Source organism: Cupriavidus sp. GW821-FHT07C08, from assembly GCF_059419025.1.
In genome coordinates, this window is the sequence record NZ_JBWKQZ010000006.1 from 164,204 (window position 1) to 189,843 (window position 25,640).

At 65.7% G+C, this 25,640-nt stretch carries 28 protein-coding genes and 1 pseudogene; 15 read left to right on the plus strand and 14 right to left on the minus strand.

The annotated features are described in order from the left end of the window. Window positions 1–188 precede the first annotated feature (188 nt). The 4 genes from cysD (at window position 189) to AC07UK_RS10455 (ending at window position 4,934) form a co-directional block, all read left to right on the plus strand. The gene (cysD, locus tag AC07UK_RS10440) at window positions 189–1,085 is read left to right on the plus strand and encodes a sulfate adenylyltransferase subunit CysD (RefSeq protein WP_035826692.1); all 897 of its coding nucleotides are present in this window, start codon (window positions 189–191) and stop codon (window positions 1,083–1,085) included. Then, a complete protein-coding gene (gene cysN, locus AC07UK_RS10445; protein ID WP_494685656.1) occupies window positions 1,085–3,019 on the plus strand; it encodes a sulfate adenylyltransferase subunit CysN in 1,935 nt (644 codons plus the stop codon). The genes cysD and cysN overlap by 1 nt, the downstream gene beginning before the upstream one ends. A 256-nt stretch (window positions 3,020–3,275) precedes the next feature. Further along, window positions 3,276–4,415, plus strand: coding sequence for a helix-turn-helix transcriptional regulator (locus AC07UK_RS10450; RefSeq protein WP_436223991.1), 1,140 nt, complete (start codon window positions 3,276–3,278; stop codon window positions 4,413–4,415). A 78-nt stretch (window positions 4,416–4,493) separates the two neighbouring features. Continuing rightward, window positions 4,494–4,934 carry a nuclear transport factor 2 family protein gene (locus AC07UK_RS10455; protein ID WP_436223992.1) on the plus strand — a complete coding sequence of 147 codons (441 nt, stop codon included), beginning with the start codon at window positions 4,494–4,496 and terminating at the stop codon, window positions 4,932–4,934. 65 nt (window positions 4,935–4,999) lie between these two features. On the opposite strand, the gene AC07UK_RS10460 is transcribed toward AC07UK_RS10455, so the two are convergent. Next, the gene (locus tag AC07UK_RS10460; RefSeq protein WP_494685657.1) at window positions 5,000–5,581 is read right to left on the minus strand and encodes a cysteine hydrolase family protein; all 582 of its coding nucleotides are present in this window, start codon (window positions 5,579–5,581) and stop codon (window positions 5,000–5,002) included. A 77-nt stretch (window positions 5,582–5,658) separates the two neighbouring features. Then, a complete protein-coding gene (locus tag AC07UK_RS10465) occupies window positions 5,659–6,579 on the minus strand; it encodes a pyridoxal-phosphate dependent enzyme (protein ID WP_436223994.1) in 921 nt (306 codons plus the stop codon). A 143-nt stretch (window positions 6,580–6,722) separates the two neighbouring features. On the opposite strand from AC07UK_RS10465, the pseudogene AC07UK_RS10470 reads away from it, so the two are divergent. Beyond that, window positions 6,723–6,839 (plus strand): annotated as a pseudogene (locus tag AC07UK_RS10470) (helix-turn-helix domain-containing protein); the annotation flags it as partial. Between the two features lie 37 nt (window positions 6,840–6,876). Here AC07UK_RS10470 and AC07UK_RS10475 read toward each other — a convergent pair. Continuing rightward, window positions 6,877–7,176, minus strand: coding sequence for an excalibur calcium-binding domain-containing protein (locus tag AC07UK_RS10475; RefSeq protein WP_436223995.1), 300 nt, complete (start codon window positions 7,174–7,176; stop codon window positions 6,877–6,879). Between the two features lie 79 nt (window positions 7,177–7,255). Beyond that, window positions 7,256–7,714: a MarR family winged helix-turn-helix transcriptional regulator gene (locus AC07UK_RS10480; protein WP_436223996.1), complete on the minus strand. Its 459-nt coding sequence runs from the start codon at window positions 7,712–7,714 to the stop codon at window positions 7,256–7,258. Between the two features lie 68 nt (window positions 7,715–7,782). Here AC07UK_RS10480 and AC07UK_RS10485 point away from each other — a divergent pair, with 68 nt between their 5' ends. Together AC07UK_RS10485 and glnA are read left to right on the plus strand one after the other, a co-directional pair. Then, window positions 7,783–8,262, plus strand: a complete 480-nt coding sequence (locus AC07UK_RS10485; protein ID WP_436223997.1) for a PaaI family thioesterase — start codon at window positions 7,783–7,785, stop codon at window positions 8,260–8,262. Window positions 8,263–8,396: 134 nt separating this feature from the next. Beyond that, window positions 8,397–9,872 (plus strand): type I glutamate--ammonia ligase, encoded by a 1,476-nt coding sequence (gene glnA / locus AC07UK_RS10490; RefSeq protein WP_436223998.1) that lies wholly within the window; start codon window positions 8,397–8,399, stop codon window positions 9,870–9,872. 19 nt (window positions 9,873–9,891) lie between these two features. Here the strand turns inward: glnA and AC07UK_RS10495 are convergent, their stop codons facing one another. Beyond that, window positions 9,892–10,809 carry a LysR family transcriptional regulator gene (locus AC07UK_RS10495; RefSeq protein ID WP_035827060.1) on the minus strand — a complete coding sequence of 306 codons (918 nt, stop codon included), beginning with the start codon at window positions 10,807–10,809 and terminating at the stop codon, window positions 9,892–9,894. Between the two features lie 279 nt (window positions 10,810–11,088). Here AC07UK_RS10495 and AC07UK_RS10500 point away from each other — a divergent pair, with 279 nt between their 5' ends. From AC07UK_RS10500 to AC07UK_RS10515, 4 genes are read left to right on the plus strand one after another with little or no spacing between them, the layout of a single operon-like run. Then, window positions 11,089–12,291 (plus strand): CaiB/BaiF CoA transferase family protein, encoded by a 1,203-nt coding sequence (locus AC07UK_RS10500; RefSeq protein ID WP_436223999.1) that lies wholly within the window; start codon window positions 11,089–11,091, stop codon window positions 12,289–12,291. Window positions 12,292–12,304: 13 nt separating this feature from the next. Then, a complete protein-coding gene (locus AC07UK_RS10505) occupies window positions 12,305–13,258 on the plus strand; it encodes a hydroxymethylglutaryl-CoA lyase (RefSeq protein WP_436224000.1) in 954 nt (317 codons plus the stop codon). A 19-nt stretch (window positions 13,259–13,277) separates the two neighbouring features. Further along, the gene (locus AC07UK_RS10510; RefSeq protein WP_035827066.1) at window positions 13,278–13,664 is read left to right on the plus strand and encodes a VOC family protein; all 387 of its coding nucleotides are present in this window, start codon (window positions 13,278–13,280) and stop codon (window positions 13,662–13,664) included. Window positions 13,665–13,701: 37 nt separating this feature from the next. Then, window positions 13,702–14,670, plus strand: a complete 969-nt coding sequence (locus AC07UK_RS10515; protein ID WP_436224002.1) for a Bug family tripartite tricarboxylate transporter substrate binding protein — start codon at window positions 13,702–13,704, stop codon at window positions 14,668–14,670. Window positions 14,671–14,717: 47 nt separating this feature from the next. Here AC07UK_RS10515 and AC07UK_RS10520 read toward each other — a convergent pair whose 3' ends face one another. Then, on the minus strand, window positions 14,718–15,872 hold the full coding sequence (locus AC07UK_RS10520) for a glycerate kinase (protein WP_436224003.1): 1,155 nt from the start codon (window positions 15,870–15,872) through the stop codon (window positions 14,718–14,720). A gap of 30 nt (window positions 15,873–15,902) precedes the next feature. After that, the gene (locus tag AC07UK_RS10525) at window positions 15,903–16,859 is read right to left on the minus strand and encodes a D-2-hydroxyacid dehydrogenase (RefSeq protein ID WP_436224004.1); all 957 of its coding nucleotides are present in this window, start codon (window positions 16,857–16,859) and stop codon (window positions 15,903–15,905) included. A gap of 351 nt (window positions 16,860–17,210) precedes the next feature. Between AC07UK_RS10525 and AC07UK_RS10530 the strand changes: the two genes are divergently transcribed. Continuing rightward, window positions 17,211–17,921 (plus strand): DUF899 domain-containing protein, encoded by a 711-nt coding sequence (locus tag AC07UK_RS10530; RefSeq protein WP_494685658.1) that lies wholly within the window; start codon window positions 17,211–17,213, stop codon window positions 17,919–17,921. Window positions 17,922–17,940: 19 nt separating this feature from the next. Here the strand turns inward: AC07UK_RS10530 and AC07UK_RS10535 are convergent, their stop codons facing one another. After that, window positions 17,941–18,315, minus strand: coding sequence for a VOC family protein (locus AC07UK_RS10535; RefSeq protein WP_494685659.1), 375 nt, complete (start codon window positions 18,313–18,315; stop codon window positions 17,941–17,943). Between the two features lie 293 nt (window positions 18,316–18,608). On the opposite strand from AC07UK_RS10535, the gene AC07UK_RS10540 reads away from it, so the two are divergent. Continuing rightward, window positions 18,609–19,088 (plus strand): SRPBCC domain-containing protein, encoded by a 480-nt coding sequence (locus AC07UK_RS10540; protein ID WP_494685660.1) that lies wholly within the window; start codon window positions 18,609–18,611, stop codon window positions 19,086–19,088. Window positions 19,089–19,123: 35 nt separating this feature from the next. On the opposite strand, the gene AC07UK_RS10545 is transcribed toward AC07UK_RS10540, so the two are convergent. After that, on the minus strand, window positions 19,124–20,023 hold the full coding sequence (locus AC07UK_RS10545) for a LysR family transcriptional regulator (RefSeq protein ID WP_436224008.1): 900 nt from the start codon (window positions 20,021–20,023) through the stop codon (window positions 19,124–19,126). A 144-nt stretch (window positions 20,024–20,167) separates the two neighbouring features. On the opposite strand from AC07UK_RS10545, the gene AC07UK_RS10550 reads away from it, so the two are divergent. Together AC07UK_RS10550 and AC07UK_RS10555 are read left to right on the plus strand one after the other, a co-directional pair. Continuing rightward, a complete protein-coding gene (locus tag AC07UK_RS10550) occupies window positions 20,168–21,214 on the plus strand; it encodes a tripartite tricarboxylate transporter substrate binding protein (protein ID WP_436224009.1) in 1,047 nt (348 codons plus the stop codon). Window positions 21,215–21,256: 42 nt separating this feature from the next. Further along, window positions 21,257–22,432: a M20 aminoacylase family protein gene (locus AC07UK_RS10555; RefSeq protein ID WP_494685661.1), complete on the plus strand. Its 1,176-nt coding sequence runs from the start codon at window positions 21,257–21,259 to the stop codon at window positions 22,430–22,432. A 73-nt stretch (window positions 22,433–22,505) separates the two neighbouring features. Here the strand turns inward: AC07UK_RS10555 and AC07UK_RS10560 are convergent, their stop codons facing one another. The 5 genes from AC07UK_RS10560 to AC07UK_RS10580 form a co-directional block, all read right to left on the minus strand. Beyond that, window positions 22,506–22,742 (minus strand): hypothetical protein, encoded by a 237-nt coding sequence (locus AC07UK_RS10560; RefSeq protein WP_494685662.1) that lies wholly within the window; start codon window positions 22,740–22,742, stop codon window positions 22,506–22,508. An 87-nt stretch (window positions 22,743–22,829) separates the two neighbouring features. After that, window positions 22,830–23,483 (minus strand): TetR family transcriptional regulator, encoded by a 654-nt coding sequence (locus AC07UK_RS10565; RefSeq protein ID WP_436224011.1) that lies wholly within the window; start codon window positions 23,481–23,483, stop codon window positions 22,830–22,832. Between the two features lie 13 nt (window positions 23,484–23,496). Further along, the gene (locus tag AC07UK_RS10570) at window positions 23,497–23,874 is read right to left on the minus strand and encodes a nuclear transport factor 2 family protein (RefSeq protein WP_436224012.1); all 378 of its coding nucleotides are present in this window, start codon (window positions 23,872–23,874) and stop codon (window positions 23,497–23,499) included. Between the two features lie 21 nt (window positions 23,875–23,895). Then, window positions 23,896–24,681, minus strand: a complete 786-nt coding sequence (locus tag AC07UK_RS10575) for an SDR family NAD(P)-dependent oxidoreductase (RefSeq protein WP_436224013.1) — start codon at window positions 24,679–24,681, stop codon at window positions 23,896–23,898. 39 nt (window positions 24,682–24,720) lie between these two features. Beyond that, window positions 24,721–25,593 (minus strand): alpha/beta fold hydrolase, encoded by an 873-nt coding sequence (locus tag AC07UK_RS10580; protein WP_436224014.1) that lies wholly within the window; start codon window positions 25,591–25,593, stop codon window positions 24,721–24,723. Window positions 25,594–25,640 lie beyond the last annotated feature (47 nt).

Here is a 25,640-nt window from a genome sequence, read left to right on the forward strand (position 1 = left end):
CGAAGCAACGATACCCAGCGCGGGGCAGCCCCAGCCTCGTCCGGGTGGACTAGGAAATGCGCGCCGCGTCCCGCGATTTCTTAGTCCGCCCGGACGAAGTGGCGAAGGGCCCCGGCTCGCTACCTTGTGTCCATGCCGGACCGCCGCGACATCCCTGCACGGCGCCGGCAAACCAAGAGGAGATCCCGATGTTGACCCACCTGGAGCAACTGGAGGCGGAGAGCATCCACATCATGCGGGAGGTGGTGGCGGAATGCGAAAACCCCGTCATGCTCTATTCCATCGGCAAGGACAGCGCCGTGATGCTGCACCTTGCCATGAAGGCCTTCCACCCCGCGCGGCCACCGTTTCCGCTGCTGCATGTCGATACCACGTGGAAGTTCGGCGAGATGATCGCGTTCCGCGACCAGACCGCCGCGCGGCTTGGCCTGGACCTGCGCGTGCATGTCAACCCCGAGGGGCTGGCGCGCAACATCAGCCCGCACGAGCACGGCTCCGCCGTCCATACCGACGTGTGGAAGACCCAGGGCTTGAAGCAGGCGCTGGACCACTACGGCTTTGACGCCGCCTTCGGCGGCGCGCGCCGCGACGAGGAAAAGTCGCGCGCCAAGGAGCGTGTGTTCTCGGTACGCACCGCCCAGCACCGCTGGGACCCGAAGATGCAGCGCCCCGAGCTCTGGCGCCAGTACAACACCCGCAAGCGCAAGGGCGAAAGCCTGCGCGTGTTCCCGCTGTCCAACTGGACCGAGCTGGACATCTGGCAATACATCTACCTGAACGACATCCCCATCGTGCCGCTCTACTACGCCAAGGAGCGCCCGGTGGTGGAACGCGACGGCACGCTGATCATGGTCGACGACGAACGCCTGCCGCTGCGCCCCGGAGAAACGCCGCAGATGCGCAAGGTGCGCTTCCGCACGCTGGGCTGCTACCCGCTCACCGGCGCGATCGAGAGCGAGGCCGACACCCTCGGCGGCATCATCCAGGAAATGCTGCTGGCGACCACCTCGGAGCGCCAGGGACGGCTGATCGACAGCGACTCGGCCGGTTCGATGGAAAAGAAGAAGCAGGAGGGATACTTCTGATGGAAACCCTGATCGACACCGCGCCCGCACTTACGCAAGACGCCGCGCAAGCCTCCGGCACCTCGGGCGAGATCGCCCACTACCTGCGCGCCCAGCAAAGCAAGAGCCTGCTGCGCTTCATCACCTGCGGCAGCGTCGACGACGGCAAGAGCACGCTGATCGGCCGGCTGCTGTATGAATCCAAGATGCTGTTCGAAGACCAGCTCGCCCAGCTGGAAGCCGACTCGAAGAAGATGGGCACGCAGGGCGACAACCTCGACTTCGCGCTGCTGGTGGACGGCCTGGCCGCGGAGCGCGAACAGGGCATCACCATCGACGTGGCGTACCGCTTCTTCGCCACCGACAAGCGCAAGTTCATCGTCGCCGACACGCCGGGGCACGAACAGTACACGCGCAACATGGTCACCGGCGCCTCCACCGCCGACCTGGCCATCCTGCTGGTGGATGCGCGCCGCGGCGTGCAGACCCAGACGCGCCGCCACAGCTACCTGGTGGCGACGCTTGGGATCCGCCGCGTGGTGCTGGCCGTCAACAAGCTGGACATGGTCGACTACTCGCGCGAGGTCCATACGCGCATCGAGAACGAGTACCGGGAGTTTGCCCGGCAGATCGGCCTGACCGATATCACCTGCATTCCGATGTCGGCCCTGCGCGGCGACAACATCACCGAGCCCAGCGCGAATACGCCGTGGTATCACGGCCCGACGCTGATGGCCCACCTGGAGAACGTGCCGATCGACAACGCGCCCGTGCAAGGCGAACCGTTCCGGCTGCCGGTGCAGTGGGTCAACCGGCCCAACCTGGACTTCCGCGGCTTTGCCGGCACCGTCAGCGCCGGCGAAATCCGCCGCGGCGACCGCGTGCGCGCGCTGCCCTCGGGCCGCGAGAGCCGCGTGGCCGGCATCGTCGGCGCCGCCGGCGCGTGCGAGCACGCTATGCGCGGCCAGGCGGTGACGCTGACGCTCGAGGACGAGATCGACATCAGCCGCGGCGACGTGCTGGCCTGCCCGGAAGACCCGCCGGCGGTGGCCGACCAGTTCGAGGCCACGCTGGTGTGGATGAACGAGGACGCCATGCTGCCCGGGCGCCCCTACCTGCTCAAGCTCGGCACGCGCACCGTGGGCGTGACCGTGGCGCAGCCCAAGTACAAGGTCAATGTCAACACGCTCGAACACCTGGCCGCGCGCACGCTGGAGCTGAACGAGATCGGCGTGTGCAACCTGCACCTGGACCAGCCGGTGGCCTTCGATCCCTACGCGCGCAACCGCGAGCTGGGCGGCTTTATCATCATCGACCGCCTCAGCAACAACACGGTCGGCGCCGGCATGCTGCACTTTGCGCTGCGCCGCGCGCAGAACGTGCACTGGCAGGCCATCGACGTGGACCGCCGCGCCCATGCCGCGCTCAAGCACCAGTCGCCACGCATCGTCTGGTTTACCGGGCTCTCCGGCGCGGGCAAGTCCACCATCGCCAACCTGGTGGAAAAGCGCCTGCACGCGCTGGGCCACCACACTTACCTGCTCGACGGCGACAACGTTCGCCATGGCCTGAACAAGGACCTGGGCTTCGCCGAGGCTGACCGCGTCGAGAACATCCGGCGCGTGGCCGAAGTGGCAAGGCTGATGCTCGATGCGGGCCTGATCGTGCTGGTGTCCTTCATCTCGCCGTTCCGCTCGGAACGCGACATGGCTCGCGCGCTGGCCGGCGACGGCGATTTCGTCGAAGTCTTCATCGACACGCCGCTGGCGGTGGCCGAGCAGCGCGACCCCAAGGGCCTGTACCGCAAGGCGCGGCGCGGCGAGCTGAAGAACTTCACCGGCATCGATTCGCCGTACCAGCCGCCGGAGCGGCCTGAGATCCGCATCGACACCACCGCCGACACCGCGGAGCAGGCGGCTGAGCGGATCGTGGCGTGGCTGCGGGAGAAGCCCTAGGCCGAACGGACGATGAGGCGACGGACGGGGCCGGTACGATGGGACAGGGATTCCTGCCCAGGACTGCTGCCCCGTCTGGCGCCAGTCATGGCCTTTGCATGACCGATTGGGTGCTCCCTCTCCCGCTTGCGGGAGAGGGCTGGGGTGAGGGCGGGAATGTCCACGAAGTTCCGGCTGGTGGCATGCCACCGCCGGCCCTCACCCCCTGCCCCTCTCCCGCACGCGGGAGAGGGGAGCAAACCGTCGCACCGCCATCATGCTGCCAGCCCCCCTGCCCGCCGCCGAGCTGAGCGCCCTGCTCGCCCAGCTCTACCAGGGCCCGACCGAAGCCGTGCCCTGGGCCAGCTTCCTGGAAAGCGTGCGCCAGCGCCTGGGCGCCGCCTTCGTCACGCTGGTGCTGCGCCACCCGGCCACCGACCGGCCTGGCCTGATCGTCAATGCCTCCGACTACGGCCCGCACCTGCCTGGCGAGCCCTCGTACAGCGAGCAGTACTATGCGCTGTGCCCCTTCCTGGACCTGCACCCGGACCGGCTCTTCAGCGCCGACGAACTGTTTGGCGAAGCCGGCTGGCTGGCACACCCCTTCTACACGCAATACCTTAAACCGCTGGGCCTGCGCTATATCCTGGCGGCCAACCTGGTCACACCCGACGGCGTGGAATGCGCGCTGTTCATCAGCGGCACCGACGCGGGACAGGATTTCGGCGAGGCCGACAAGGCACTGCTGCACGGCCTGCTGCCGCACCTGAAGCGCGCCGTGGACCTGCATGCCGCGCTCGACGTGCTTGCCTCTGAACGGTCCCTGTACGCGGACGCCGTCGACCGGCTGCAGGTCGGCACTGTGATCCTGGACGAGCACGGCAGGACCATCCGGACCAACGACGTCGCCGTCCGCCTGCTGCAGGCGCGCGACGGCCTCTACTTGTCGGATGGCGCGCTGCACGCGCACTGCCCGGTGGAAAACCGCAGGTTCCGCAAGATCCTGGAAGGCGCTGCCCAGGCCCACGCGCTGGCCGCACCGCGCAGCGAAGTCACCACGCTGAGCCGGCCCGCCGCGCCCACGCCCCTGAGCGTGCTGGTGCGGCCGATCCCGCTCAGCTATCGCACCGAAGACAAGTCGCGCCGACCCGCGGTGGCAGTATTCATCCGCGACCCGGCAGGATCGCCGCGCAACACCCACGCCAACCTGCGCAAGCTGTTCCACCTGACCCCGACTGAGATCGAACTGGCTTTGCTGATGGTCGACGGGCTGACGCTGGACGAAGCGGCGATGCGGCTTGGCGTCAAGAAGAACACCGCACGGGCGCACCTGCGGGGCATCTTTGCCAAGACCGGGGCGACGCGGCAGGCGGTGCTGGTGAAGATGTTGCTGTCCAGCGTGGTGGGGATGGGGTAAGGGCTTCGTACTCCAAGCGGACGATGCCGGAGTAGCGCCGGACTGCTTTAATCCTCGCAAACCACCGGAGACGAGTCGATGACCGACGATGCCGTGCAGCTTGCCAATCTCCTCTACATCTATGCCGAACGCATGGACGCCGGTGATCTGCCGGGGGTCGCCGCACTGTTCGAACATGCAGAGATCGAAACTGGAGATGCAGTGCTGCGAGGTTCCGAGGCCATGCTGAAGCTCTGGCGAGCCTATGTGAAATTGCATGCGGATGGAACGCCCAGAACCAGGCATGTCATCAGCAATCCGATCATTGAGATTGCTCCGGACCGGCTGACAGCGACCGTCAGATCGTACTATACGGTCCTTCAGGCATCCGACCGTATCGCGCTGCAGGTGATCGCGGCCGGTCGCTATCATGACGCCTTCGAGAAGGTCGAGGGACGCTGGCGCTTCAGCCGCCGGAATTATTCGATGATCGATCTGAAGGGCAACCTGACCGATCATTTGCTCATGCCGTCTGCCTGAGGGATGGCACGGTGGCATGCCGGGCAGTGCAATTGCTCCCCAGATTGTCGAAACGACAGCAAATGCTAGGCAAGCAAGCGCAAGGCATCAGCGAGCGAAAGCACCGTTGTGCGCGAATCGAACGCCGTTGAAAAGAGATGGTCGTGCACGACCTGGTCCGGGTCGTAGCAGCAATCCTTGACCGTGACTAAACGGAAGTCCGCATCGCTCGCATAGGCGACCGACGACAGCACCACACCGGTCGACGCAATGCCCACCATGAGCAGGGTATCGATACCCTGCGCGGAAAGCCGCACCTGCAGGTCGGTACCAAAGAACACGCTGGCCCGATGCGCGATGATGAGCGGCTCAGTGGCCTGCTGGCCGAGTTCCGGCGAGATCTGGTCATCGACGAAAAGACCAAGCTGCTTGATTCCCTGCCCGTTCCGGTTCAACGGACTGACTTCCGGATAGCCTGGAGCAAAGTGGATCTTGGCGAAATAAACGCTGACGCCCCTGGCCCGCGCAGCGTCACACAGCTTGCGCGTATTGGAGAGCAAAGTGGGCGCGACCGAGGGAAATAACGCCAGGATGTCGGTCTGGTAATGCATGACCACCAGCGCGGTTTGCGCGGGAACAATTGCCGGAATCTCAACGGGTGGCGACATAAGGCTACGCGATAAGAAATGATGGTCGACTCTACCACGACCAATCGGTTGGCCGTTCCGGGTCTCCTTGAACCCGCTCAGTCCGGCATTGCAGCAAAGTCATGCAGTTGCCGAGCGGTCACCGTGGCCCCGCCACATACCACCACAGCGATGTTGGAGGCCGCCTTCAGCACCGCGTTGTCGCAATCCAATGCCGCCAGGGCTGCGCCGCATGCCGGCTCGACCAGGACGCGGTGTTCGTCAAGAAACCTTATCGCTGCCTGCACCGCCTGTTCGTCTGACACAACGACGCTGTGGATCTCGTGACGCTGCGCCCATCGGAGCGCGCCATCACACGGCCGCCTGGCGCCAAGCGACGTCGCCACGCTGGTGATCTTTGAGAGTTCGACCGGCCTGCCTTCGGCAACCGAGCGGGCGTAGCAGTCCGCACCGTCGGTCTCTACCGCGATGACAGGCACGTCGGACCAGCCATTCCGTTGCAGCCCTTCCAGCACACCGCACAGCAGGCCACCACCGCCCACGGCAAGAACGATTGCGCCTGGCTTCGGCCCGGATACCGCCATCTCGTCCACCAGCGTGGCGTGCCCCTGCCAGATGAGCGGATCGTCGAACGGGTGCACGAAGGCATCGCGTGGCCCGATCAGGGACAGTGCAAACTCGTGCGCTTCCGCCCATGTGCCTCCGTGCACGATCAACTCCGAGCCTTCCAGGCGGATCAGGTCGCGCGCTCGGGGCGGCGTACTCTCGGGTACCACCACCACCACGGGAACGCCGAGTTCGCGTCCGCAATAGGCTGCCGCAATCCCGGCATTTCCGCCTGAAGATGAAACGAATCGCTGTGCGCCCGCGGCGTGCTGCGCTTCACACAAGGCGCCGACACCCCGGAGCTTGAAAGACCCGGACGGCTGCGCGGCTTCCATCTTTAACCAGACCGGCTTGCCGAGACGCCGCGAATTAGGCTGGGACTGTACAAAGGGTGTGTTGATGTGGAGCGTCATGTTTCGTAGCGAAATGGGGAAGCGAGCCGTCCCTGCAACGCGGGAAGCTGCGCCATCGTAGACGCAGGAAGCTATGCAAACCAATGCTATTTAGGTAGCGTAGCTATGCCTTTATAGCATGGGAATGAACGGGCGGAAGCGGTATGCGGAACATTGAATTGCGACATCTTCGCTACTTCATCGCGGTAGCGCAGGCCGGCAGCGTGGTGGCGGGCGCCCGTGCCGTCGGCATTGTCCAGCCCGCCCTGTCGCGGCAAATCATCTGCGCCTTGGCGGTCTTGGACAGCAAACGGCACGTCAAAACATACACTGGAGGGGCGGCGTCTCACATGGAATACCGTCGCCGTCCCCATCCATCTTTACCGCCGGGCAGTTTTTCAGATAGAAGCGCGCTTCCGCGCAAGATGCCATCTGGCTGCAGTGCTGTTTGCCCTCGCAGCGGAATGCCGGTTCCGCCGGTGCTGCCGGTGCTGCCACGGCTGAAACCTCGATCTGCTGTGGCTCGGCCTGGGCAACGGGATTTACCAGAGGCGCGTGCGTTTTGTAATAGATGAAGGCGGCCGCGACGGCCGCAACTACCAGCAAGCCCTTATACATGTTGACCCCTACCCTTCTTTTTCTTTTTGGAAATGGAAGGATGCCACAACAGCGTCGTTGTCGGTCAGGCGCTGTGCCGCTACTCTGCCAGCCTTGCCGCGACCTCTCCTACCATGTCGTGCAACTCTGAGCCCAGCTTTTGGCGCAACGCGCGGTGGGCGGGCTGCCACAGCGCCAGAGCCTGCTGCAATTTGAAGGCGCCGGTCTCTGTCAACCATACCGCGCGGCGGCGGCGATCCGCTTCGGACATGACGACTTCCACCAACCCCGTGCTGACAAGCTGATCCACATTCCTCGACATTGTCGATTGATTCAGTCCGGCTCGTTGTGCCAATGAGCCAAAGGTGTCGTCTGTTGCTGACGCGATCAGGCACATCAATCCAAATTGCGTACTGGACAGGCCAGACGAAGCCAGGGCCTCATCCAGCTCCGCTGTAATTCTGCGCGCCAACAGGCGCGACCACCAGCCGAGATCGACATCGAGAACCGCTGCGGCGTCTGCGCGCAGGGTCCTGGCTCCTTGCCTTCGCTTTTCCATGTCGATACTATATGTAGATGCATTGTTTGTATCTGCATATATTACCAACAACGAGGAGATCTGACGAGATGGAATATCGCTATGGCCTTGCCTCACCCGCCGACGTCGCAAACATGAACGGCCGGGCAATTCTTCAAGCCATTGTGGACGGGCACCTGCCACAGCCGCCTATCTCACAGATCCTCGACTTCTGGTTGGTCGAGGTCGGCGACGGATTCGCCGCGTTCGAAGGCGAGCCGTCGTCCAGACTACTCAATCCAATGGGTTCGGTGCACGGCGGATGGCCTCTGACGCTCATTGACAGCGCAGCCGCCTGCGCAGCCAACTCCCTTCTGCCCGCCGGCACTGGTTACACCACTGTCGAAACAAAGGGAAATTTCTCCCGGCCGATCAAGCCTGATACAGGCAGGGTCCGTGTCGAAGGCCGCGTTGTCAGCCACGGCCGTCAAATCATTACCGCGGAAGCTCGCGTGCTTGCGAAGGACGGCCGCGTTCTGGCCCATGGCACATCTACGCTACTCGTGCTATCGCCTGCGCGGGAACAATAGGCGAACCAAGCGAAAGTCTGGGGAAGCCGGCTTGAGTCAGGTTCGGCAAGACTGCAGGGTTGGTGAGGCGCTTTCCATTCGGAATCTGACAGGCTAATGTTGAATGATGCTGCTGGCGGACGATGGAGGCGGATATGGGCATGGTCTCAATAGAACCCGGCAGCTATCACGTTGCGCCGCCGCAAAACCCCGGCGAAGTCATCGATCTGATCCGGACGCACGCAATCCAGGTCGTTGACCTCAGGTTCACCGACTTGCCCGGCGTGTGGCAGCACTTCTCGATCACGCTGCCGGAAGTCAACGACGATTTGTTCTCGGCCGGCATCGGCTTCGATGGGTCTTCCATTCGCGGGTTCCAGGAAATCCATGAGTCCGACATGCTGGTCAGGCCTGACCCGGCCACGGCATTCATCGATCCGTTTTGCGCAGCACCAACGCTGGCGCTGATCTGCGACGTGCTGGACCCTGTCCTGCACCAGCCGTACTCACGCGATCCGCGCCACATCGCACGCAAGGCAGAGCTGTATCTCCGGCAAACCGGTCTTGCCACGGTTTGCTACCTTGGCCCCGAGCTGGAATTCTTTATTTTCGACTCTATCCGCTTCGGGCAGGACCAGCACTCTGGCTACTACCATGTCGAATCCGCCGAAGGCGAATGGACCTCGGGCCGTGACGAAGGCGCCTATGGTGGCGGCAATCTCGGCTACAAGCAGCGCTACAAGGGAGGGTATTTTCCCGTGCCGCCAAGCGATACGCTGCAGGACATCCGCTCCGAAATCGTACTCGCGCTGATGCAGGCCGGCATCCAGGTCGAGGTGCATCACCATGAGGTCGCCACGGCAGGCCAGAATGAAATCGACATGCGCTTTGCGCCACTGATGCGCATGGCAGACAACGTGATGATGTACAAGTACATCTGCAAGAACGTTGCGCGCCGCCACGGCAAGGTCGCCACCTTCATGCCCAAGCCCCTGTTTGCCGACAACGCGAGCGGCATGCATTGCCACCAGAGTCTCTGGCGCGACGCCGAGAACCTCTTCTATGACAAGAACGGTTGGGCGCAGACGTCCCAGATGTGCCGTTGGTACATCGGCGGCTTGCTCAGCCACGCCCCGGCGCTGATGGCTTTCTGCGCACCAAGCACGAACTCCTACAAGCGGCTGGTGCCCGGATACGAGGCGCCTGTCAATCTGGCCATGTCGCAGCGCAACCGATCCGCCGCGGCCCGGATTCCCATGGTTTCGGATTCCCCAAGTGCCAGGCGCGTGGAATTCCGCTGTCCTGACCCGTCGGCCAATGCCTACCTCGCCTTCTCCGCAATGCTGCTCGCCGGCCTGGACGGCATTGAAAACCAGACTGACCCCGGCGACCCGCTCGACAAGAACATCTATGATCTGCCACCGGAGGAAGCGGCCAGCATCCGGCAGGTGCCAGGCTCCCTCGAAGAGTCGCTTTGCGCGCTGGAAGCCGACTCCGCGTTCCTGCGCAAGGGCGATGTTTTCACTGAAGACCTGATCAGCACCTGGATTGACTACAAGCGCACGCGCGAGATCGATACCTTGAAGTTGCGGCCACACCCGTGGGAATTCCAGCTTTACTTCGACATCTGACCACGGCACTTCCACGCCATCAGCGACTCGCGCTGGCAGACCCCGCTGCGCGCAGATGCTCCAGCAGCGTCCTTGCCTCCGGCAGGAGACCCGCTTCATCCCTTACGCCCAGCCAGAGAATGCGTGATGCCCAGGCGTCGGACAGGTAGACGGCATGCAGCCCTGCCCCCAGCAGTTCGGGCCGGACCGCGCCATCTGGCAGGACGCCGATGCCCAGGCCGGCCTCGATCATCCGGCAGATCGCATCGAAGCTGCTGACCTGGATCCTCAGCCGCACCACCTTGTCCAGTGCCGATGCCGCGTCGGTCAGGCGCTGCAGCAGCGAGCTCCCCTGGTTGAGGCCGACAAAGTCGTACTCCAGGGTTTCGTCGAAACTCACTTCCGAGCGCCCGGCCAGTGGATGCCCGGCAGGCACCAGGACGACCAGGCGGTCACGCCGATAGACAGACTTCCTGATGTCATAAGCGGGCACGTTGTCGGCGAACACGCCGATATCGGTTTCACCGGACAGCAGCGCCACCACCACGTCCTGGCTCAGTCGCTCCTCCAGGCTGATCCTGATCATCGGCTGCGAGGCCAGGAAGCTTGCCAGGTCGTGCGGCAGAAACTGGATCACGGCTGACGTATTGGCCCAGACCTTGACGTGTCCGCGCACGCCGGTGGCGAAGTCGCTCATCTCGCCGGCCATCTGGTTGACCTTGTCGAGCACCATGCGCGCATGCTGGACCAGCTCATGGCCAGCGGGCGTCAGTTCAAGCCCGCGCCGAACGCGCAGGAACAGTGCGCATCCCACCGTGCGCTCAAGGTCCGCGATCCGTTTGCTCAGGGCCGACAGCGTCATGTGTGACTTGTTCGCCGCCTGCGTCAGGCCGCCGCATTGAGCCACCAGCTGGAAGACGCGCAGGGACTGGAGATCGAAATGGGCAGGATTGATCATCGGATTGCACTGGCGACGCGCGCCGACTGGATTGAAAGTCAGGAAAGGCTAGTAAGCCGCTCGCGCCTTGTCAAACGGCGCGCCCGGCTCCCGGCAGCGCAATGCAGGCCTTGATCCGCCTGGGATAGCCGACAAAGTGGCGGGTTGTGCCGGTCGTGGTGCCCCCATACGGCAATATGGACCACCTTTTCCCGCAAGGAAAGGACGGTTGAAAATCCATCGATTACCAGACAACGGCTTTTCACCCACTATCTCCAGCACACAGCAGGAGCCATCGAGATGGAAACAAGCAAGTCAAAGCCCCTTGCCGGCGTACGCGTCCTGGAACTGGGGCAACTGATCGCGGGGCCGTTTGCCGCGCGCATGCTGGCGGCGTTCGGCGCGGAAGTGATCAAGGTCGAGCCGCCGGGCACGGGCGATCCGCTGCGCAAGTGGCGGCTGTTGCATGAAGGCACCTCGGTCTGGTGGGAGGCACAGTCCCGCGACAAGCAGTCGGTCACGCTGGACCTGCGCACGCCGCAAGGCCAGGAAGTCGTGCGCAAGCTGGCCGCGCAAAGCGACGTGCTGATCGAGAACTTCCGCCCGGGCACGCTGGAAGGCTGGGGCCTGGGCTGGGACCGCCTGCGGGAGGCCAACCCCGGGCTGGTGATGCTGCGCGTGTCCGGCTATGGCCAGACCGGGCCCTATCGCGACCGGCCGGGCTTCGGCGTCATTGGCGAAGCGATGGGCGGCTTGCGCCACCTGAGCGGCGAGCCGGGCCGCACTCCGGTGCGTGTGGGGGTCTCCATCGGCGACTCCCTGTCCGCCCTGCACGGCGTGATCGGCATCCTGCTGGCGTTGCGGCACCGGGAGCAGAACGGCGGCCAGGGCCAGGTCGTGGACGTGGCCTTGTACGAGTCGGTGTTCAGCATGATGGAGAGCCTGCTGCCGGAATACTCGGTGTTCGGCGCCGTGCGGCAAGCGGCCGGCAGCAGTCTTCCCGGCATCGCGCCGACCAATGCGTACCGCTGCGCCGACGGCAAGTACGTGCTGATCGCCGGCAATGGCGATGGCATCTTCAGGCGGCTGATGGACATGATCGAGCGCCCCGACCTGCGCGACGACCCTGCCCTGGCCCACAACGACGGCCGGGTCAGCCAGGTCGCGATGCTCGACGCCGCCATTGGCGAATGGGCGGCACAGCGCAGCCTGGAAGCGGCCCTCGACGCGCTCAATGGCGCCCGCATCCCCGCGGGCAAGATCTACGACATCGCCGATATCGCCAGCGATCCGCACTACCGTGCGCGCGACATGATCCTGGACGCGCAATTGCCGGACGGCACACCCGTCCAGTTGCCCGGCATCGTGCCGAAGCTGAGCGCCACCCCCGGCGAACTGCCCAACCCCGCCCCCGCGCTTGGCCAGCATACCGACGCGGTGCTGGAAGGCCTTGGCATTGGCGCCGCGCAGCGCGACACATGGCGCGCGGCAGGGATTATCTGACAAGGAGACCGGCATGACTGCCAGGAAGGTATACATACATGAAGTCGCCACGCGAGACGGCTTCCAGAACGAGGCCCGCTTTGTCGAGACCGACGACAAGGTCGCCCTGATCGACGCCCTGAGCGCATGCGGCTACGCCAGGATCGAGGTGACTTCCTTCACCTCGCCCAAGGCGATTCCCGCGCTGCGCGACGCGGAAGCGGTGATGCATCGCATCGCGCGGCGCCCGGGTGTGGTCTACACGGTGCTGGTGCCGAATGTGCGCGGCGCCGAGCGCGCGCTGTCCTGCCAGGTGGACGAGGTCAACCTGGTGATGTCGGTCAGCGAAAGCCACAACCGCACCAACCTGCGCATGTCGCGCGAGCAATCGTTTGCCCAGCTTGCCGACGTCATCCGCGTGGTGAGAGAGACGCCGACCGCGATCAACATCTCGCTGTCAACGGCGATGGGTTGCCCGATGGAAGGCGACGTGCCGCTGGAGAACGTGCTGGGCTGGATGCAGCGCTTCGCTGACCTTGGGGCTCACGGCGTGACGCTGTGCGACACCACCGGCATGGCGTTTCCGTCCCAGGTCGCCAGGCTGTGCGAGGCCGCGCGGCGGCAGTTCCCCAGCCTGGCGCTGACCCTGCATTTCCACAATACCCGGGGCCTGGCGCTGGCCAACACGCTAGCCGCGCTGGACCAGGGCATCGACCGCTTCGACGCTTCGCTGGGCGGCCTCGGTGGCTGCCCGTATGCGCCGGGCGCGACCGGCAATGTCTGCACCGAAGAACTCGTCCATATGCTTGAACTGGACGGCTATGACACCGGCGTCGACCTGGCAGCCATCCTGGATGCCGCCGCGCGCTTGCCGGGCCTGATCGGCCATGACGTCCCAAGCCAGCTGCTGAAAGCCGGCCGCCGCCTCGACCTGCATCCGATGCCTGCCGCCGACGCGATTCCCGAACAGCGGGCCTTCCAGCCCTGACATCTACCTGGAAACCATCATGTCCCTGATTGACCATCTCGACCACCTGGTGCTCACCTGTGTTGACCTCGAAGCCACGCGGCACTTCTATACCGAAGTCATGCAGATGCAGCCTGAAACCTTCGGCAACGGTCGCCTGGCTTTCCGCTTCGGCAACCAGAAGATCAATCTCCACCAGCGCGGCGCCGAGTTCGAGCCCAAGGCACACCTGCCCGTTCCCGGCGCACTCGATCTTTGCTTTATCGCTTCGGTCCCGCTCGACGACGTCATCGCCCATCTTCAGCGATGCCAGTGGCCGATTGTCGAAGGACCTGTGGCGCGCACCGGCGCCACGCAGAAGATCCGCTCGGTCTACGTGCGCGATCCGGACCTGAACCTGATCGAGATATCAGAACTGGTCGACTGAAGATCGGCCAACCCGACAAAACCATGGAGGAGACACCATGAAACGCATGACGATCGCCGCGGCCGCCCTGGCAGCCCTGGTTGCGGCCGCCCCGGCCCATAGCGCCAACGCCTATCCCAGCAAGCCGGTCACCCTGGTGGTGCCCAGCGCACCGGCCGGATCCACCGATATCGTGGCCCGCCTGGTTGGCGAACAACTGCAGGCCGCGCTTGGCCAGCCCGTGGTAGTGGACAACAAGCCCGGTGCCAGCGGCAATATCGGCACCGAAGCCGTGGCGCGGGCCGCGCCGGACGGCTATACGCTGCTGCTCCAGTATTCCGGCTACCACGTCGGCAATCCGGCGCTGTTCCCGCAGATCCGCTGGAAGCCGTCCAGCTTCGTCCCGGTGGCGCTGGTCATGCGCGCGCCGCACGTCATCGCCGTCAGCGGCAAGCTGCCAGCGACATCGATGGCCGAACTGATCGCCTACGGCAAGAACAATGGCAAGGGCCTGTTCTATGCCTCGTCCGGCAACGGCTCGATCCAGCATATCGCCGGCGAGATGCTGGCGCGGCAGACCAAAGTACCGATGACGCACGTACCGTACAAGGGCGCCGGGCCCGTGATCACCGACCTGATCAGCGGGCAGGTCGACATGTTCATCACCACTCCGCCGAGCGTGATCGGGCATGTGCAGGCGGGCAAGATCAAGGCGCTTGCCTATGCCGGACCGAAGCGCCATCCCTCCATGCCCAATGTGCCGACCACCGCGGAGGCTGGCCTGCCCGGGTATGAGGTGGAATCCTGGTTTGCACTGTTTGCGCCGGCGAATACACCGCCGGCCATCGTCGAGCGCTTGTCCCAGGAGGTGAAGAAGATCGTCGCCAGCGACACGTACAGGAAGAAGATCGAGGAACAAGGTGCCTTCGCTGCCTACATGGGGCCGCAGGAGTTGGGCAAGTTCGTCGATCAGGAACTGGCGTCCTGGTCGCGTGTGGTCAAGGCATCGAATATTCGCGCGGACTAAGCGTCTTCAATGCGTGGAGGGTCTCCCCAGGTGGGGAGACCCTTTTGCTATACGCCCGGGCAATTTTCCTGGCGGCTGGCAGCGATGTAGAGGCGCGCAAGCTGACACGCAGCATCCTCAAGCAATGCCGCCGCATGCTCCATCGCAAAGCGGATCGATACCGGCCCCTGCTGAATCGAGATGCACCCGTCGAAGGCTTCGGCCAGCCCGGCATCGGGCTCGACGGCCCCTGAGAGCAGCGTCACCGGCACACCCGCCTGGCGCGCCATGCGCGCGATCATGGCAGGACCTTTCCCCATCATGGTCTGCGCATCGGACCGTCCCTCGCCGGTAATGACCCAGTCGAAGGCGCCGAGCCCGGCATCGAGCCCGGCAGCACCCAGCACAAAGGCCGCGCCGGAAACGATCTCGGCGCCGAGCAGGCGCAACGCAAAGCCGATCCCGCCGGCGGCGCCGCTGCCATGCGCATCGGCAACATCCAGCCCGACGACTGCCGCGCATCGCCTTGCAAACCGCTCCAGCCGGGCATCCGCAGCGGCCAGGTCTTGCACGCCCTTCTGCGGGCCGAAGACAAAGGTCGCGCCGTTTGGCCCGCAGAGCGGATTGTTGACGTCGGACAGGCCCAGCAGCCGGACGCCGCCAAGCTGCGCAGGCTGCTGATACGTTGCGGCGCTGATCGCGTCCAGCGTATCCAGGGTTGGCCACAATGCGTTGCCCTGCGCATCGGTAAAGCAAAAGCCGGTTTCCGCCAGCAGGCCGGCGCCTGCGTCATTGGTGGAAGATCCACCCAGTCCGATCGCTATGGTATCCACGCCCCGCTCAGCGATCGCCCGGATGACCTGGCCAATTCCCCTGGTCGTGCGCTGCCCCGGCGCCACCAGGGCGTGCGGAAGGCCGACAATCTCAGCCACCTCGACGATCGCGAGCTCGCCAAACTCCTGCGTGCGGCCGCGGAAGTACCGCACCGGCTTTGGCACGCCATTGGCATCGGTGGCAACCACCTCCTCCCACACGCCCGCAAGTGTGGCCGCCAGGACTTCGGCGGTCCCTTCGCCGCCATCGGCAATCGGTGCGACCGTGACATCCGCACCAGGCACCGCGCGCCGGATGCCGGCGCGGATACGATCCGCCACCTCGGTCGCGCTGAGGCTGCCTTTGAACGAGTCAGGTGCAACCAGCACCTTGAGTCCTGCTGCTTTCATTCTGGGCTCCATCCTTCGTTGGCGGGCACGTCATCCGCCCACCACGTTCCTGGGCGCGCCTTGCGCGAAGGCGCAGATATTGTCGACAAGCTGGTCGGCCAGGCCTTGCACGGCTTCGTCGCTGGCCCATGCAACGTGAGGGGTCAGGATGAAGTTCGGCGCATCCTTCAACTGATGGAACGGGTGCTCCGCGCCGGGCGGCTCCTGCGTCGCAACGTCAAAGCCGGCCCCGGCCACCTTTCCGGATTGCAGCGCTTCCACCAGCGCCGCTTCGTTGACCAGCCCGCCTCGGGCGGTGTTGATCAGCAACGGACGCCGTTCCATCTTCGAGAACTCAGCGGTGTCGATCAGGTTGCGTGTCTGCGCCACCAGCGGGCAATGCAAGGTGATGATGTCGCTACGACGCAGCACCTCGTCGAAAGGCGTGTAGAGCGGGCCCATGCCCTCGCGTCCCTTGTGGGCCGCAAAGAGCGGTTGCATGCCCAGCGCACTCGCCATCCTGGCCACCGACTGGCCGAGCACGCCGTCGCCGATGATGCCAAGCACCGACCCGTGCAAGTCCTTGATCGGATAGTCAAAGAAGCAGAAGGAGCCGGATTCCTGCCAGCGGCCGCGCCGGACCGCATCGTGGTAGGCGGCCAGGCTTCGCCGCAGCGCGAAGATCAGGGCGAAGGTATGTTCCGGCACCGTATGGACGGCATAGTTGCGGATGTTGGAGACGACGATGCCGCGGGCGGCACAGGCTTGCAGGTCGACAACATCGGTGCCGGTTGCCGCGATGGCGATGAGCTTCAGGTTCGGTGCCTGCTCAAGCTGGCGGGCATCCAGCTTCACCTTGTTGGTGATGACCACGTCCGCGGCGGCGATGCGCGCGGCGACGTCCTCGTCAGCCGTTTCCCCGTAGAGTTCAAGCTCATGCGGGAACGGCAGCGCTCGCAGCGTGGTCTGCGGCGAGATGGTGGAACGGTCCAGGAATACGATCTTCATCAGAGTTGCTCCTTGCTGGTCCGCCGCAGCGTGCCGATGTGAGGCACGGCCCTCGCACTGGCGCGTAAGGACGGGCTGCGGTCGGAGGGCGGGCAGGCATCTGCCGCGTTATTGCGCCACAGACATGATGAGGGGAAGGCAGGCCGGGCTGGAATCGCGGCTTTCTCCATCCTCCTTTCTCAAATGGAAAGGGACAATGGCCACGCCATGGGCAGCATCGGCCCTGCATGGCGCGGAACATATCGGCCCGGGCTGATACGAACTACGAGAGGGCCGCGGAAATGTCGACGCAGCGCGACGGCATCACATTCCCTGGCCATTCGCTGTAGCTATCCTGGCAGGAGGACCGACATGAACACCACTGCAAAACTCATTCCCTCAGCTGAGCTGGCGCAACAAAACCCCGTCCAGTTTCCCAATGAAAGCGCGGAGTACCGCAAGGCGCGCAATGCGCTGCTTGCGGAGGAGATCGAGCTGCGGCGCCACATCGAGCGCGTGGCCGAACAGCGCCGCGGCCTGCCCGCGGGCGGCGAGGTGACAAAGCGCTATACCTTCCAGGGAGAACGCGGTCCGGTCACGCTGGCCGAACTGTTCGGCGACAAGGACACCCTGGTCATCTACAGCTATATGTTCGGACCGCAGCGGGAACAGCCTTGCCCCATGTGCACGTCGGTGATGGCGTCGTGGGATCACAAGGTTCCGGACATCGAGCAGCGCGTGGCGCTGGCGATGATCGCCCGCTCGCCCATCGAGCGCCTGGTCGCCGCCAAGAAGGCGCGGGGCTGGACCAAGCTGAAGGTCTATGCGGACGTCGACGGCGATTTCACCCGCGACTATGTCAGCGCCGAGGATGCCGACGTCCCGGCCTACTCGGTCTTTACGCGCCGGGACGGCAAGATCCGCCATTTCTGGAGCAGCGAGATGTACGCCCTCTCGGCCGACCCGGGTCAGGACCCGCGCGGCGCGCCGGACCTGGATCCGCTGTGGACCCTGCTGGACACCACGCCGGAAGGCCGGGGGGCGGACTGGTATCCGAAGCTGGGATACCCGGACGGGAAATAGTCGTCCCTCGATGGAAGGGTCAGGCCTGGGGTTGGTGGCAAACCACTTCGATGTTGTGCCCGTCCGGACCAATGACGAACGCTGCGTAGTAGTTGGCGTGGTAGTGCGGGCGCAGACCGGGCGCACCATTGTCTTTGGCACCCGCCTCCAGGGCCGCGCGATAGAAAGCTTCGACTTGCTGGCGATTCTCGGCCGTGAACGCCAGGTGTAGATGCGCCGGCTTCTCCTCGGTCTGGAACAGGCACAATGAAGCCTTACCCTTTGGGCAAAGCTCGACACCATACGTCGGCGGCCCCTCCGAGGCAACCGCTACGCCGAGCGGTTCGAGTGCCTTGAGGAAGAACGCCTTGCTCGCTGCATAGTCGCTGACTCCGAATTTGACGTGGTCAAACATGGGTTCTCCTGAAGTGTGTGGGCCTGCGCGCGGCCCGACCCCAGAGTTTGACGATGAACCAAAAAAAATGCCAGCCATCCCGGTTGGCCGGCACCAAGCTCACAGCAGTTGGAGACTGAGACCCCGCCGCGCGTCGCCGCCGCCGGACAGCGCGCCCTCGGGGCAAGCCTCAATCTGCATGACCTCGATGACTTCGCCTTCGTCCACCCGGACTCGTCCGTTCGGGGTATGCGAAGCCCACATGCACGGCTCTAGTGTGTCCCTTCCCAATGACTTTCATAAAGGAGGGGCCGATGGCCAAAGCAGAGAATCTCGTGACGTCGATCCAGGTGGAAATCGACGCGCCGGTAGCGCTGGTGTGGGAAGTGCTGACCGACTTTGCGCGCTACGCGGAATGGAATACGTTCTGCCCGGGGCTGGAGACCACCGGCCGGCTCGGCGACTTGGTGTACATGCAGGTGCGCATCCCCGGCACCGATCAGGTCATCCCGGTCAACGAGTACCTGGTGGCGTGGGAGCCGGAGCGCCTGCTCTCGTGGGAGCAGCGCCCCACCGACGAGAACAAGGATGCCGCCCGGCGCGACCAGTACCTGGAAACCGCCGGGCCCGGGCGCACCCGCTACTTCACCACTGACCTGTTCCTGGGGCTGAATGCCGAGACCATCATGCGCGAGCACGGTGCCTGGGTGAAGCAGGGCTTCGACCAGGTGGCACGCGACGTCAAGGCGCGCGCGGAAGCGCTGAATGCGCAACGGCAGGCTGGCCTGCGCTGAGCAGTCATTGCCTGTACGCGCGGGCGGGAGCGCCGCTACTCCCGCATCCTCTCCGCCATGAATGCCCGCAGCATCTCCATTGCGGGCGTCTCGGTCCGTCCCTGCAAGGTGATCAGCGCGAACTGCGCGCTGGTGTGCAAGGGCGGCGTCAATGCCAGCTCCACCAGTTCCCCGCTTGCCATGGGCTCGCGCGCGGCGGCGATGATGCCGAGGAACACCGCATCGGTGATGCGGGCGGCTTCCACCAGGCTGGAGATCTCCTCGCAGCGCAGCGTGACCATCTGGTCGGGATGCGCGCGTGGCCCGAAGTGGGCGATCAGGATGCGCGCCACCTCGTCCGACAGGGGGCTGGAAGCGATCGGATAGGCCAGCAGATCGTCGAAGCTCACGCGGCGCAGCTTGCACAACGGATGGCCGCTGCGGCACATGAAGCCGGCGCGCAGGTCCGGCAGCCGCTCCACGCGCAGGTCGGGGCCCGGCACTAGCGAGCGCAGATCGATGACCACGCCGTCAAGCGCGCGGGCGCGTAACTGCTGAAGCTGCAGATTGGTCGCGCCGCGCGAAATGGTCAGCCTGACCCTGGGATGGTGCCTGGCCATATGCACCAGCAACGGCGTCATCAGCATGGCGCCCGGCCCGGATCCCAGGCCGATGCGCAGCGTGCCCGCCTGGCCGGCCTGCAACGCCAGCGCGCTCTGCCTGAGCTCGCCAGCCTCGAAGGCGATGCGCCGTGCCCTTTCCAGCGCCAGCTGCCCGAACGGCGTCAGTTCGTTGCGCTTGCCGATGCGGTCTACCAGTGGCATGCCCAGCTCCGCTTCCAGGGCCTGGATGCTGCGACTGAGTGCCGGCTGCGTCAGATGCAGCCGCGCGGCGGCCTGGCTGAACGAGCCGGTCTCCGCCAGCGCGATCAGGTGCTTGAGCTGAATCAGGTTCATCGCCGTCCTCGCATGCAATCTTGTAATGATAATGAGAAAAATGATGCATTGGACATCAGGTTGCCGCCTTCCTAACATGGCTGCCAGCCGTGCGTCCCGCCGGGGCAACAAGACAGACGCGGCATCCATGATCAGGAGACGACGATGACCCTCACACAATGCCTGCGCCGCCCGCTGACGAGGCTGACTCGCGGCCTGCTTGCCGCCGTGCTGGCCAGCCCGATCTGCGCCGGCGCGGCCGGCGCGACCGCAGCCGCGGGGGCGACCGGGGGGACCGGGGCGTCCTATCCCGCCAAGCCGATCGCACTGATGGTGCCCTATCCCGCCGGCGGCGCCTCCGACGCCATCGCCCGCGTGCTGAGCCAGCCCGTCGGCAAGCAGCTCGGCCAGACCGTGCTGGTGGAGAACCTGGGCGGCGTCAGCGGCGCCATCGGCGCGCAGAAGGTGCTGTCGGCGCCGGGCGACGGCTACTACCTGTTCCAGGGCTCTCCCAACGAAGTGATCCTGTCTCCGCTGGCCAATGCCGCGGTCAAGCTGCAGGCGGAGGACTTCCAGCTGGTGCAGCCGATTTCCACCGCGGTGCTGGCACTGATCGCACGCAAGGACCTGGAAGCCAACTCCGCGGACGAACTGATCGCCCTGGCGCGCAGCCGCAAGGACAAGCCGCTGTCTTACGGCAGCGTGGGAGTGGGCTCGCTGTACCACATCCTGGTCGAGCACATGCAGCAGCTCACCGGCACCAGGATGACCCACGTCCCTTACAAGGGCGCGGCGCCGCTGGTACAGGACCTCGGCGGCGGCCAGCTCGACTTCGCCATCGTGCCGTTCAACGCCGCGCTCGGCGCGATGGCCCAGCAGGGACGGCTGAAACTGCTCGCCACCGCGGGCGCCACCCGGGCGCCGCTGTTGCCCAATGTGCCCACCATCGGCGAAGGCAAGCTGCTGAAGAACTTCGCCTTCACGATCTGGACCGGCTTCATGGTGAAGAAGGGAACCCCGCCCGAGATGGTGCAGCGCCTGAACCTGGCGCTCGGCAATGTCCTCAAGGATCCCGCCGTGCGCGCCGGGCTGGAAGCCCAGATGCAGACCGTGGCCACGCCGATGACGCTGCAGGAGGCGGCCCGCTTCTACGAAGGCGAGACGGCGCGCTACCGCGGCCTGGCCAAGGCCATCGGGCTGCAGCCGCAATGACGCAACGCCAATGCCATCGCATATAGAGAGGAGAGAAATCCCATGCACGCCATCCTGGAATCGCTGCGCTCCCGCGCGGACAAGTTCGTTGCGCTGCGCCGCGACATTCACCAGCATCCGGAACTTGGCTTCCAGGAGCACCGCACCAGCGACGCCGTGGCCGAGCGCCTCGCCCAATGGGGCTACGACGTGGAGCGCGGGCTGGGCGGCACCGGCGTGGTGGGCAGGCTGCGGCGCGGCAGCGGCACGCGCCGGCTCGGCCTGCGCGCCGACATGGACGCCCTGCCGATCGGCGAGGCGACCGACCTGCCCTACTCCAGCAGCCATGCCGGCGTCATGCATGCCTGCGGGCACGATGGGCACACCGCCATGCTGCTTTGCGCCGCGGAATACCTGGCGCAGGAAGCGCAGTTCTCCGGCACGCTAAACCTGATTTTCCAGCCGGCCGAGGAAGGCATGGGCGGCGCCGTGCGCATGATCCAGGACGGGCTGTTCGAGAAGTATCCCTGCGACGCCGTCTTCGCCATGCACAATATGCCTGGCATCACGCAGGGACGGCTGGTGCTGCGCGACGGTCCCACCATGGCTTCGTCGGACTACGCCACCGTCACGGTCAGAGGCGTGGGCGGCCACGGCGCGCTGCCGCACCGGGCAGCCGATCCGCTGGTGGCCGCCGCCGGCATCGTGCTTGCCCTGCAGACCGTGGTCTCGCGCAACGTCGACCCGCTGCAGATGGCGGTGGTGACGGTCGGCGCCATGCATGCCGGCAAGGCCAACAACGTGATCCCGCAGGAAGCCACGCTGGAAATCAGCGTGCGGGCGCTCGACCGCCACGTGCGTGCCACCCTGGAGCGGCGCATCAAGGCCCTGGTGCAGGCCCAGGCGGAAAGCTACGGCGTGCGCGCCGAGACCGATTACAGGCAAGGCTATGCGGTGCTCGTCAACACTCCGGAAGAGACGGAATTCGCGCGCCAGACGGCGCTCGCCTTGCTTGGGCCGGACAAGGTCGTGCCGCAAGGCCCGGCGCTGCCCGGCAGCGAGGACTTCGCCTTCATGCTGGAGCGCTGCCCCGGCAGCTATCTGCTGATCGGCAACGGCGATGGAGACAGCGCAGGCGCCTGCATGGTGCACAACCCCGGCTACGACTTCAACGACGACAACGTCGCCATCGGCGCGGCCTATTGGGCGCTGCTGACGCAGCGCTTCCTGATCGACTGAGGTTGCAGATCGCTATTTCGGCTATTAGGGACTGGCCCGTCGATCGACCTGCATAGGCAGGTCGATCGACAGGTCAATGCGGAGGTCTCTGGCTTAGCACCACCAACGCCGCGGTGCCGCGGCTGCGCACGCAGGCGTCGTTGCAGTGGTCTTGCGCCGCGTTGGCGGAGGCCACGCTGACAGCGGGCATCTCGTCCTGGCTGCCATGCGCGGTGGCAAGGTCGCCGCCCACGGCAATCGCCCAGGCCGCGCCCATTGCGGCGCCGGCCCCGGCCAGGCCCGCCGCCCAACGAAATCCGAGCCGCTTCATTGCTGTCTCCTCCGCACCCTTGCTGGGTTTCCATGCTTTTGAAAGCATCGTAGTCAGCGCCGGCCCGAAACTCTTCGTCCGAGCAGACTAGGGGGTATCCCGCAGCAGTGCCGGATCGAAAGTGGCGTCGGGTCGACAGGAAGGGAGGGTGGACAGGGTTGGATGCGGCGGCACATCGGGCCCTTGATACAGCCGGGCCAGCGCTGCGGCACAGCCGGACAGGCCAGACGGCGCCAGGTGCATGGCGTGCGCACTCAGCAGGCCCCACAGGTGCGCCACCAGCAGGCTGGCCAGGCCGGGGGCCGGCAGCAGGCCAGCGAAGGTTGCGCGCAGCGTCTCGACGCCCGTCAGCACGCGGGCGCGCAGCGGGCAAAGCTCGCAGTCGTCGCCGCACTTGTGCTGCAGCAGGGCCGCCAGCAGGCTGACGTGGCGCGCCAGGTCATCGCCATGGAGCAAGGCGGCCAGCGCCTGCTCCAGCGTGCCTGGGCCGTTGCCGGCGCGGCCCTGCGCCAGCGGCGCGAGGCGGGCGGTGAAGTCGGCTTCGGCGCACGACAGCAGCGCGCCCAGCAGCTCGGCGCGGGAATGGAAATGCCCATAGACGGCCCCGCGCGTCATGCCGATGGCGCGGGCCACGTCGTCCACGGTGACGCAATGCAGGCCGCGGTGCCGGATCAGCTGCAGCGCGCTGGCCAGGATGCGCGCCCGCGTGACGGCGGCATCCTCGCGGGTGTGGCGGGCCATGGGCGCGGCCGGCCTACAGGAAATGCACGTCGTCCGGCCCCCAGTGGGCGCGCATGCTGCGGATGCGGCCATCCGCGCCGAACGTCATGATGTCAGTCACGTCGATGCGGGCCGGCCGCCCTTCCAGGCGGGCGTGCACGGCAAAGGTCAGCGCGGCGGCGTCGCCGTGCGAACCGCGCGGCGGCACCACCACCTCCAGGCGCGCGCCCAGCGCGGTGGTGTGCTGGTAGAAGGCCAGGATGGCCGGCTTGCCGGCGATCGGCTGCGCGCCGACCGGGTCTTCGACGGTGGCATCGTCGGCGTAGAGCGCGGCAACGCCCTGCGCGTCACCGGCATTGAAGCGTTCGACATAGGCGAGCAGCGTGGCTTTCATCGCGGCGCTATCGGGCATGGGGGTTCTCCTCTGGTTGTCCTAGCGTGCGGTGTAGCCGCCGTCGATCACCAGCTCGGCGCCGGTGACGTAGCGCCCGGCGTCGGACACCAGGTACAGGATGCCCGCGGCGATGTCGCGCGGCTGGCCCACCTTGCCCGCGGGAGTCTGCCCGCCCAGGTAGTCAAACAGCGCCTCGCCCTGCCCCGAGGCGTCGGCCACGTGTTCGAGCATCGGCGTGCGGATATAGCCGGGATGGATCGAGTTGGCGCGAATGCCCTTGCCGGCGTAGAGCATGGCATCGGTCTTGGCCATCATCCGCACCGCGGCCTTGGACGCGTGATAAGGCGGCACGTCCGGCCCGCCGGCGATGCCGTACATCGACGACACGTTGACAATGGCGCCGCCGCCTGCGCGCTCCATGTGCCCGATGGCGTGCTTGGTGCACAGGAAGGTGCCGGTCACGTTCACTGCCATGACCTGCTGCCATTGCTCCAGCGCCAGCTCATGGGTCGGCGCATTGGGCCCTTCGATGCCGGCGTTGTTCACCAGGATGCCAAGGCCGCCGAAGCGCGCCGCGATCTCCGCGAACACGCGCGCCACGTCGCTTTCGCTGGTGACGTCGAGCTTCCAGAACGCGGCCTCGCCGCCTTCGGCGCAGATGGCTTCGGCAGTGGCCTTGCCGTCGGCTTCCAGTACGTCAAGCACCGCGACCTTCGCGCCGGCCGCTGCCAGCACGCGCGCGGTTTCCGCGCCGATGCCGCGCGCGGCACCGGTGATGGCGGCAACCTTGCCGCGCAGGTCGAACAGGCTATATGGGTATTCCATGATGTCTCCTGGGTCTTGTTGTGTGGGCGTGCGAGCCAATTATGCCGCGCCGCCCTGGGCGGTATCCGCCAGGAAGCCGAGACATTCACGGTTGAAATAAGCGGCGTGCTCAACCATCACCCAGTGGCCGCAGCGGTTGATCATGACGAAGCGCGCGTCGGCGCAGCCGGCCAGGAATTTGGTGGCGCCCGAGGCGGGATTGAACTGGTCTTCCGTGCCCCAGAAGCCAAGCACCGGGCAGCGGATCTCGCCCAGCCGCTCGGTCAGGTTGGGCACCTTCATGGTGGCCAGCACCTCGCGCGGCTGCTCGCGGCACACCGCCATGCGCTCGTCGACCAGCGCGTCGGTGACCAGGCTGGCGTCGTGCACCAGCAGTTGCAGCAGCTGCCGCATGGTGTCCGGGTTCATGTGGCCGCCGGTAAACAGCGACACCATGCGCTGGATGCCCTCCATCTGGAAATAGGTTTCCCGCTCTTCCACGCCGCCGGGCGCCATCATCACCAGGCGGCTGACATGCTCCGGGAAGTCCAGCGCGTACTGCAGCGCGATGGCGCCGCCAAGCGAATTGCCCACCAGCACGCAGCGCGGCAGCTCCAGTGCCAGCAACTGCTCACGCAACGCGGCGACGAAGAAGTCCAGGGTGTACTCGACATCGTCCGGCTTGGACGACAGGCCATACCCGGGCAGGTCCACCACCACGGTGCGAAGGCCCGCCTCGGCGAAGGCCGGCGCGTTGTGGCGGAAGTTGCTGTGCCCGCTCGCGCCCGGACCGCTGCCGTGGATGAAGACCACCGGCTCGCCGCTGCCGGAGTCCAGGCAGTGCAGGCGCAGGCCCGTTGACGTGGTGATGAAGCGCCCGACCGGCAGGTTCGGGTGTGGGGACAAAGGCGTGTGCTGTGACGTAGCGGACATGAGGGCGTCTCCCGTGGTTTGCCCAGCATATTGCGCAGCGCCGCCAG

Bases quoted from the DNA above. Each gene is read 5' to 3' on its own strand.
- cysD (WP_035826692.1), top strand. From the start codon at position 189: ATGTTGACCCACCTGGAGCAACTGGAGGCGGAGAGCATCCACATCATG.
- cysN (WP_494685656.1), top strand. From the start codon at position 1,085: ATGGAAACCCTGATCGACACCGCGCCCGCACTTACGCAAGACGCCGCG.
- AC07UK_RS10450 (WP_436223991.1), top strand. From the start codon at position 3,276: ATGCTGCCAGCCCCCCTGCCCGCCGCCGAGCTGAGCGCCCTGCTCGCC.
- AC07UK_RS10455 (WP_436223992.1), top strand. From the start codon at position 4,494: ATGACCGACGATGCCGTGCAGCTTGCCAATCTCCTCTACATCTATGCC.
- AC07UK_RS10460 (WP_494685657.1), bottom strand. From the start codon at position 5,581: ATGTCGCCACCCGTTGAGATTCCGGCAATTGTTCCCGCGCAAACCGCG.
- AC07UK_RS10465 (WP_436223994.1), bottom strand. From the start codon at position 6,579: ATGACGCTCCACATCAACACACCCTTTGTACAGTCCCAGCCTAATTCG.
- AC07UK_RS10475 (WP_436223995.1), bottom strand. From the start codon at position 7,176: ATGTATAAGGGCTTGCTGGTAGTTGCGGCCGTCGCGGCCGCCTTCATC.
- AC07UK_RS10480 (WP_436223996.1), bottom strand. From the start codon at position 7,714: ATGGAAAAGCGAAGGCAAGGAGCCAGGACCCTGCGCGCAGACGCCGCA.
- AC07UK_RS10485 (WP_436223997.1), top strand. From the start codon at position 7,783: ATGGAATATCGCTATGGCCTTGCCTCACCCGCCGACGTCGCAAACATG.
- glnA (WP_436223998.1), top strand. From the start codon at position 8,397: ATGGGCATGGTCTCAATAGAACCCGGCAGCTATCACGTTGCGCCGCCG.
- AC07UK_RS10495 (WP_035827060.1), bottom strand. From the start codon at position 10,809: ATGATCAATCCTGCCCATTTCGATCTCCAGTCCCTGCGCGTCTTCCAG.
- AC07UK_RS10500 (WP_436223999.1), top strand. From the start codon at position 11,089: ATGGAAACAAGCAAGTCAAAGCCCCTTGCCGGCGTACGCGTCCTGGAA.
- AC07UK_RS10505 (WP_436224000.1), top strand. From the start codon at position 12,305: ATGACTGCCAGGAAGGTATACATACATGAAGTCGCCACGCGAGACGGC.
- AC07UK_RS10510 (WP_035827066.1), top strand. From the start codon at position 13,278: ATGTCCCTGATTGACCATCTCGACCACCTGGTGCTCACCTGTGTTGAC.
- AC07UK_RS10515 (WP_436224002.1), top strand. From the start codon at position 13,702: ATGAAACGCATGACGATCGCCGCGGCCGCCCTGGCAGCCCTGGTTGCG.
- AC07UK_RS10520 (WP_436224003.1), bottom strand. From the start codon at position 15,872: ATGAAAGCAGCAGGACTCAAGGTGCTGGTTGCACCTGACTCGTTCAAA.
- AC07UK_RS10525 (WP_436224004.1), bottom strand. From the start codon at position 16,859: ATGAAGATCGTATTCCTGGACCGTTCCACCATCTCGCCGCAGACCACG.
- AC07UK_RS10530 (WP_494685658.1), top strand. From the start codon at position 17,211: ATGAACACCACTGCAAAACTCATTCCCTCAGCTGAGCTGGCGCAACAA.
- AC07UK_RS10535 (WP_494685659.1), bottom strand. From the start codon at position 18,315: ATGTTTGACCACGTCAAATTCGGAGTCAGCGACTATGCAGCGAGCAAG.
- AC07UK_RS10540 (WP_494685660.1), top strand. From the start codon at position 18,609: ATGGCCAAAGCAGAGAATCTCGTGACGTCGATCCAGGTGGAAATCGAC.
- AC07UK_RS10545 (WP_436224008.1), bottom strand. From the start codon at position 20,023: ATGAACCTGATTCAGCTCAAGCACCTGATCGCGCTGGCGGAGACCGGC.
- AC07UK_RS10550 (WP_436224009.1), top strand. From the start codon at position 20,168: ATGACCCTCACACAATGCCTGCGCCGCCCGCTGACGAGGCTGACTCGC.
- AC07UK_RS10555 (WP_494685661.1), top strand. From the start codon at position 21,257: ATGCACGCCATCCTGGAATCGCTGCGCTCCCGCGCGGACAAGTTCGTT.
- AC07UK_RS10560 (WP_494685662.1), bottom strand. From the start codon at position 22,742: ATGAAGCGGCTCGGATTTCGTTGGGCGGCGGGCCTGGCCGGGGCCGGC.
- AC07UK_RS10565 (WP_436224011.1), bottom strand. From the start codon at position 23,483: ATGGCCCGCCACACCCGCGAGGATGCCGCCGTCACGCGGGCGCGCATC.
- AC07UK_RS10570 (WP_436224012.1), bottom strand. From the start codon at position 23,874: ATGCCCGATAGCGCCGCGATGAAAGCCACGCTGCTCGCCTATGTCGAA.
- AC07UK_RS10575 (WP_436224013.1), bottom strand. From the start codon at position 24,681: ATGGAATACCCATATAGCCTGTTCGACCTGCGCGGCAAGGTTGCCGCC.
- AC07UK_RS10580 (WP_436224014.1), bottom strand. From the start codon at position 25,593: ATGTCCGCTACGTCACAGCACACGCCTTTGTCCCCACACCCGAACCTG.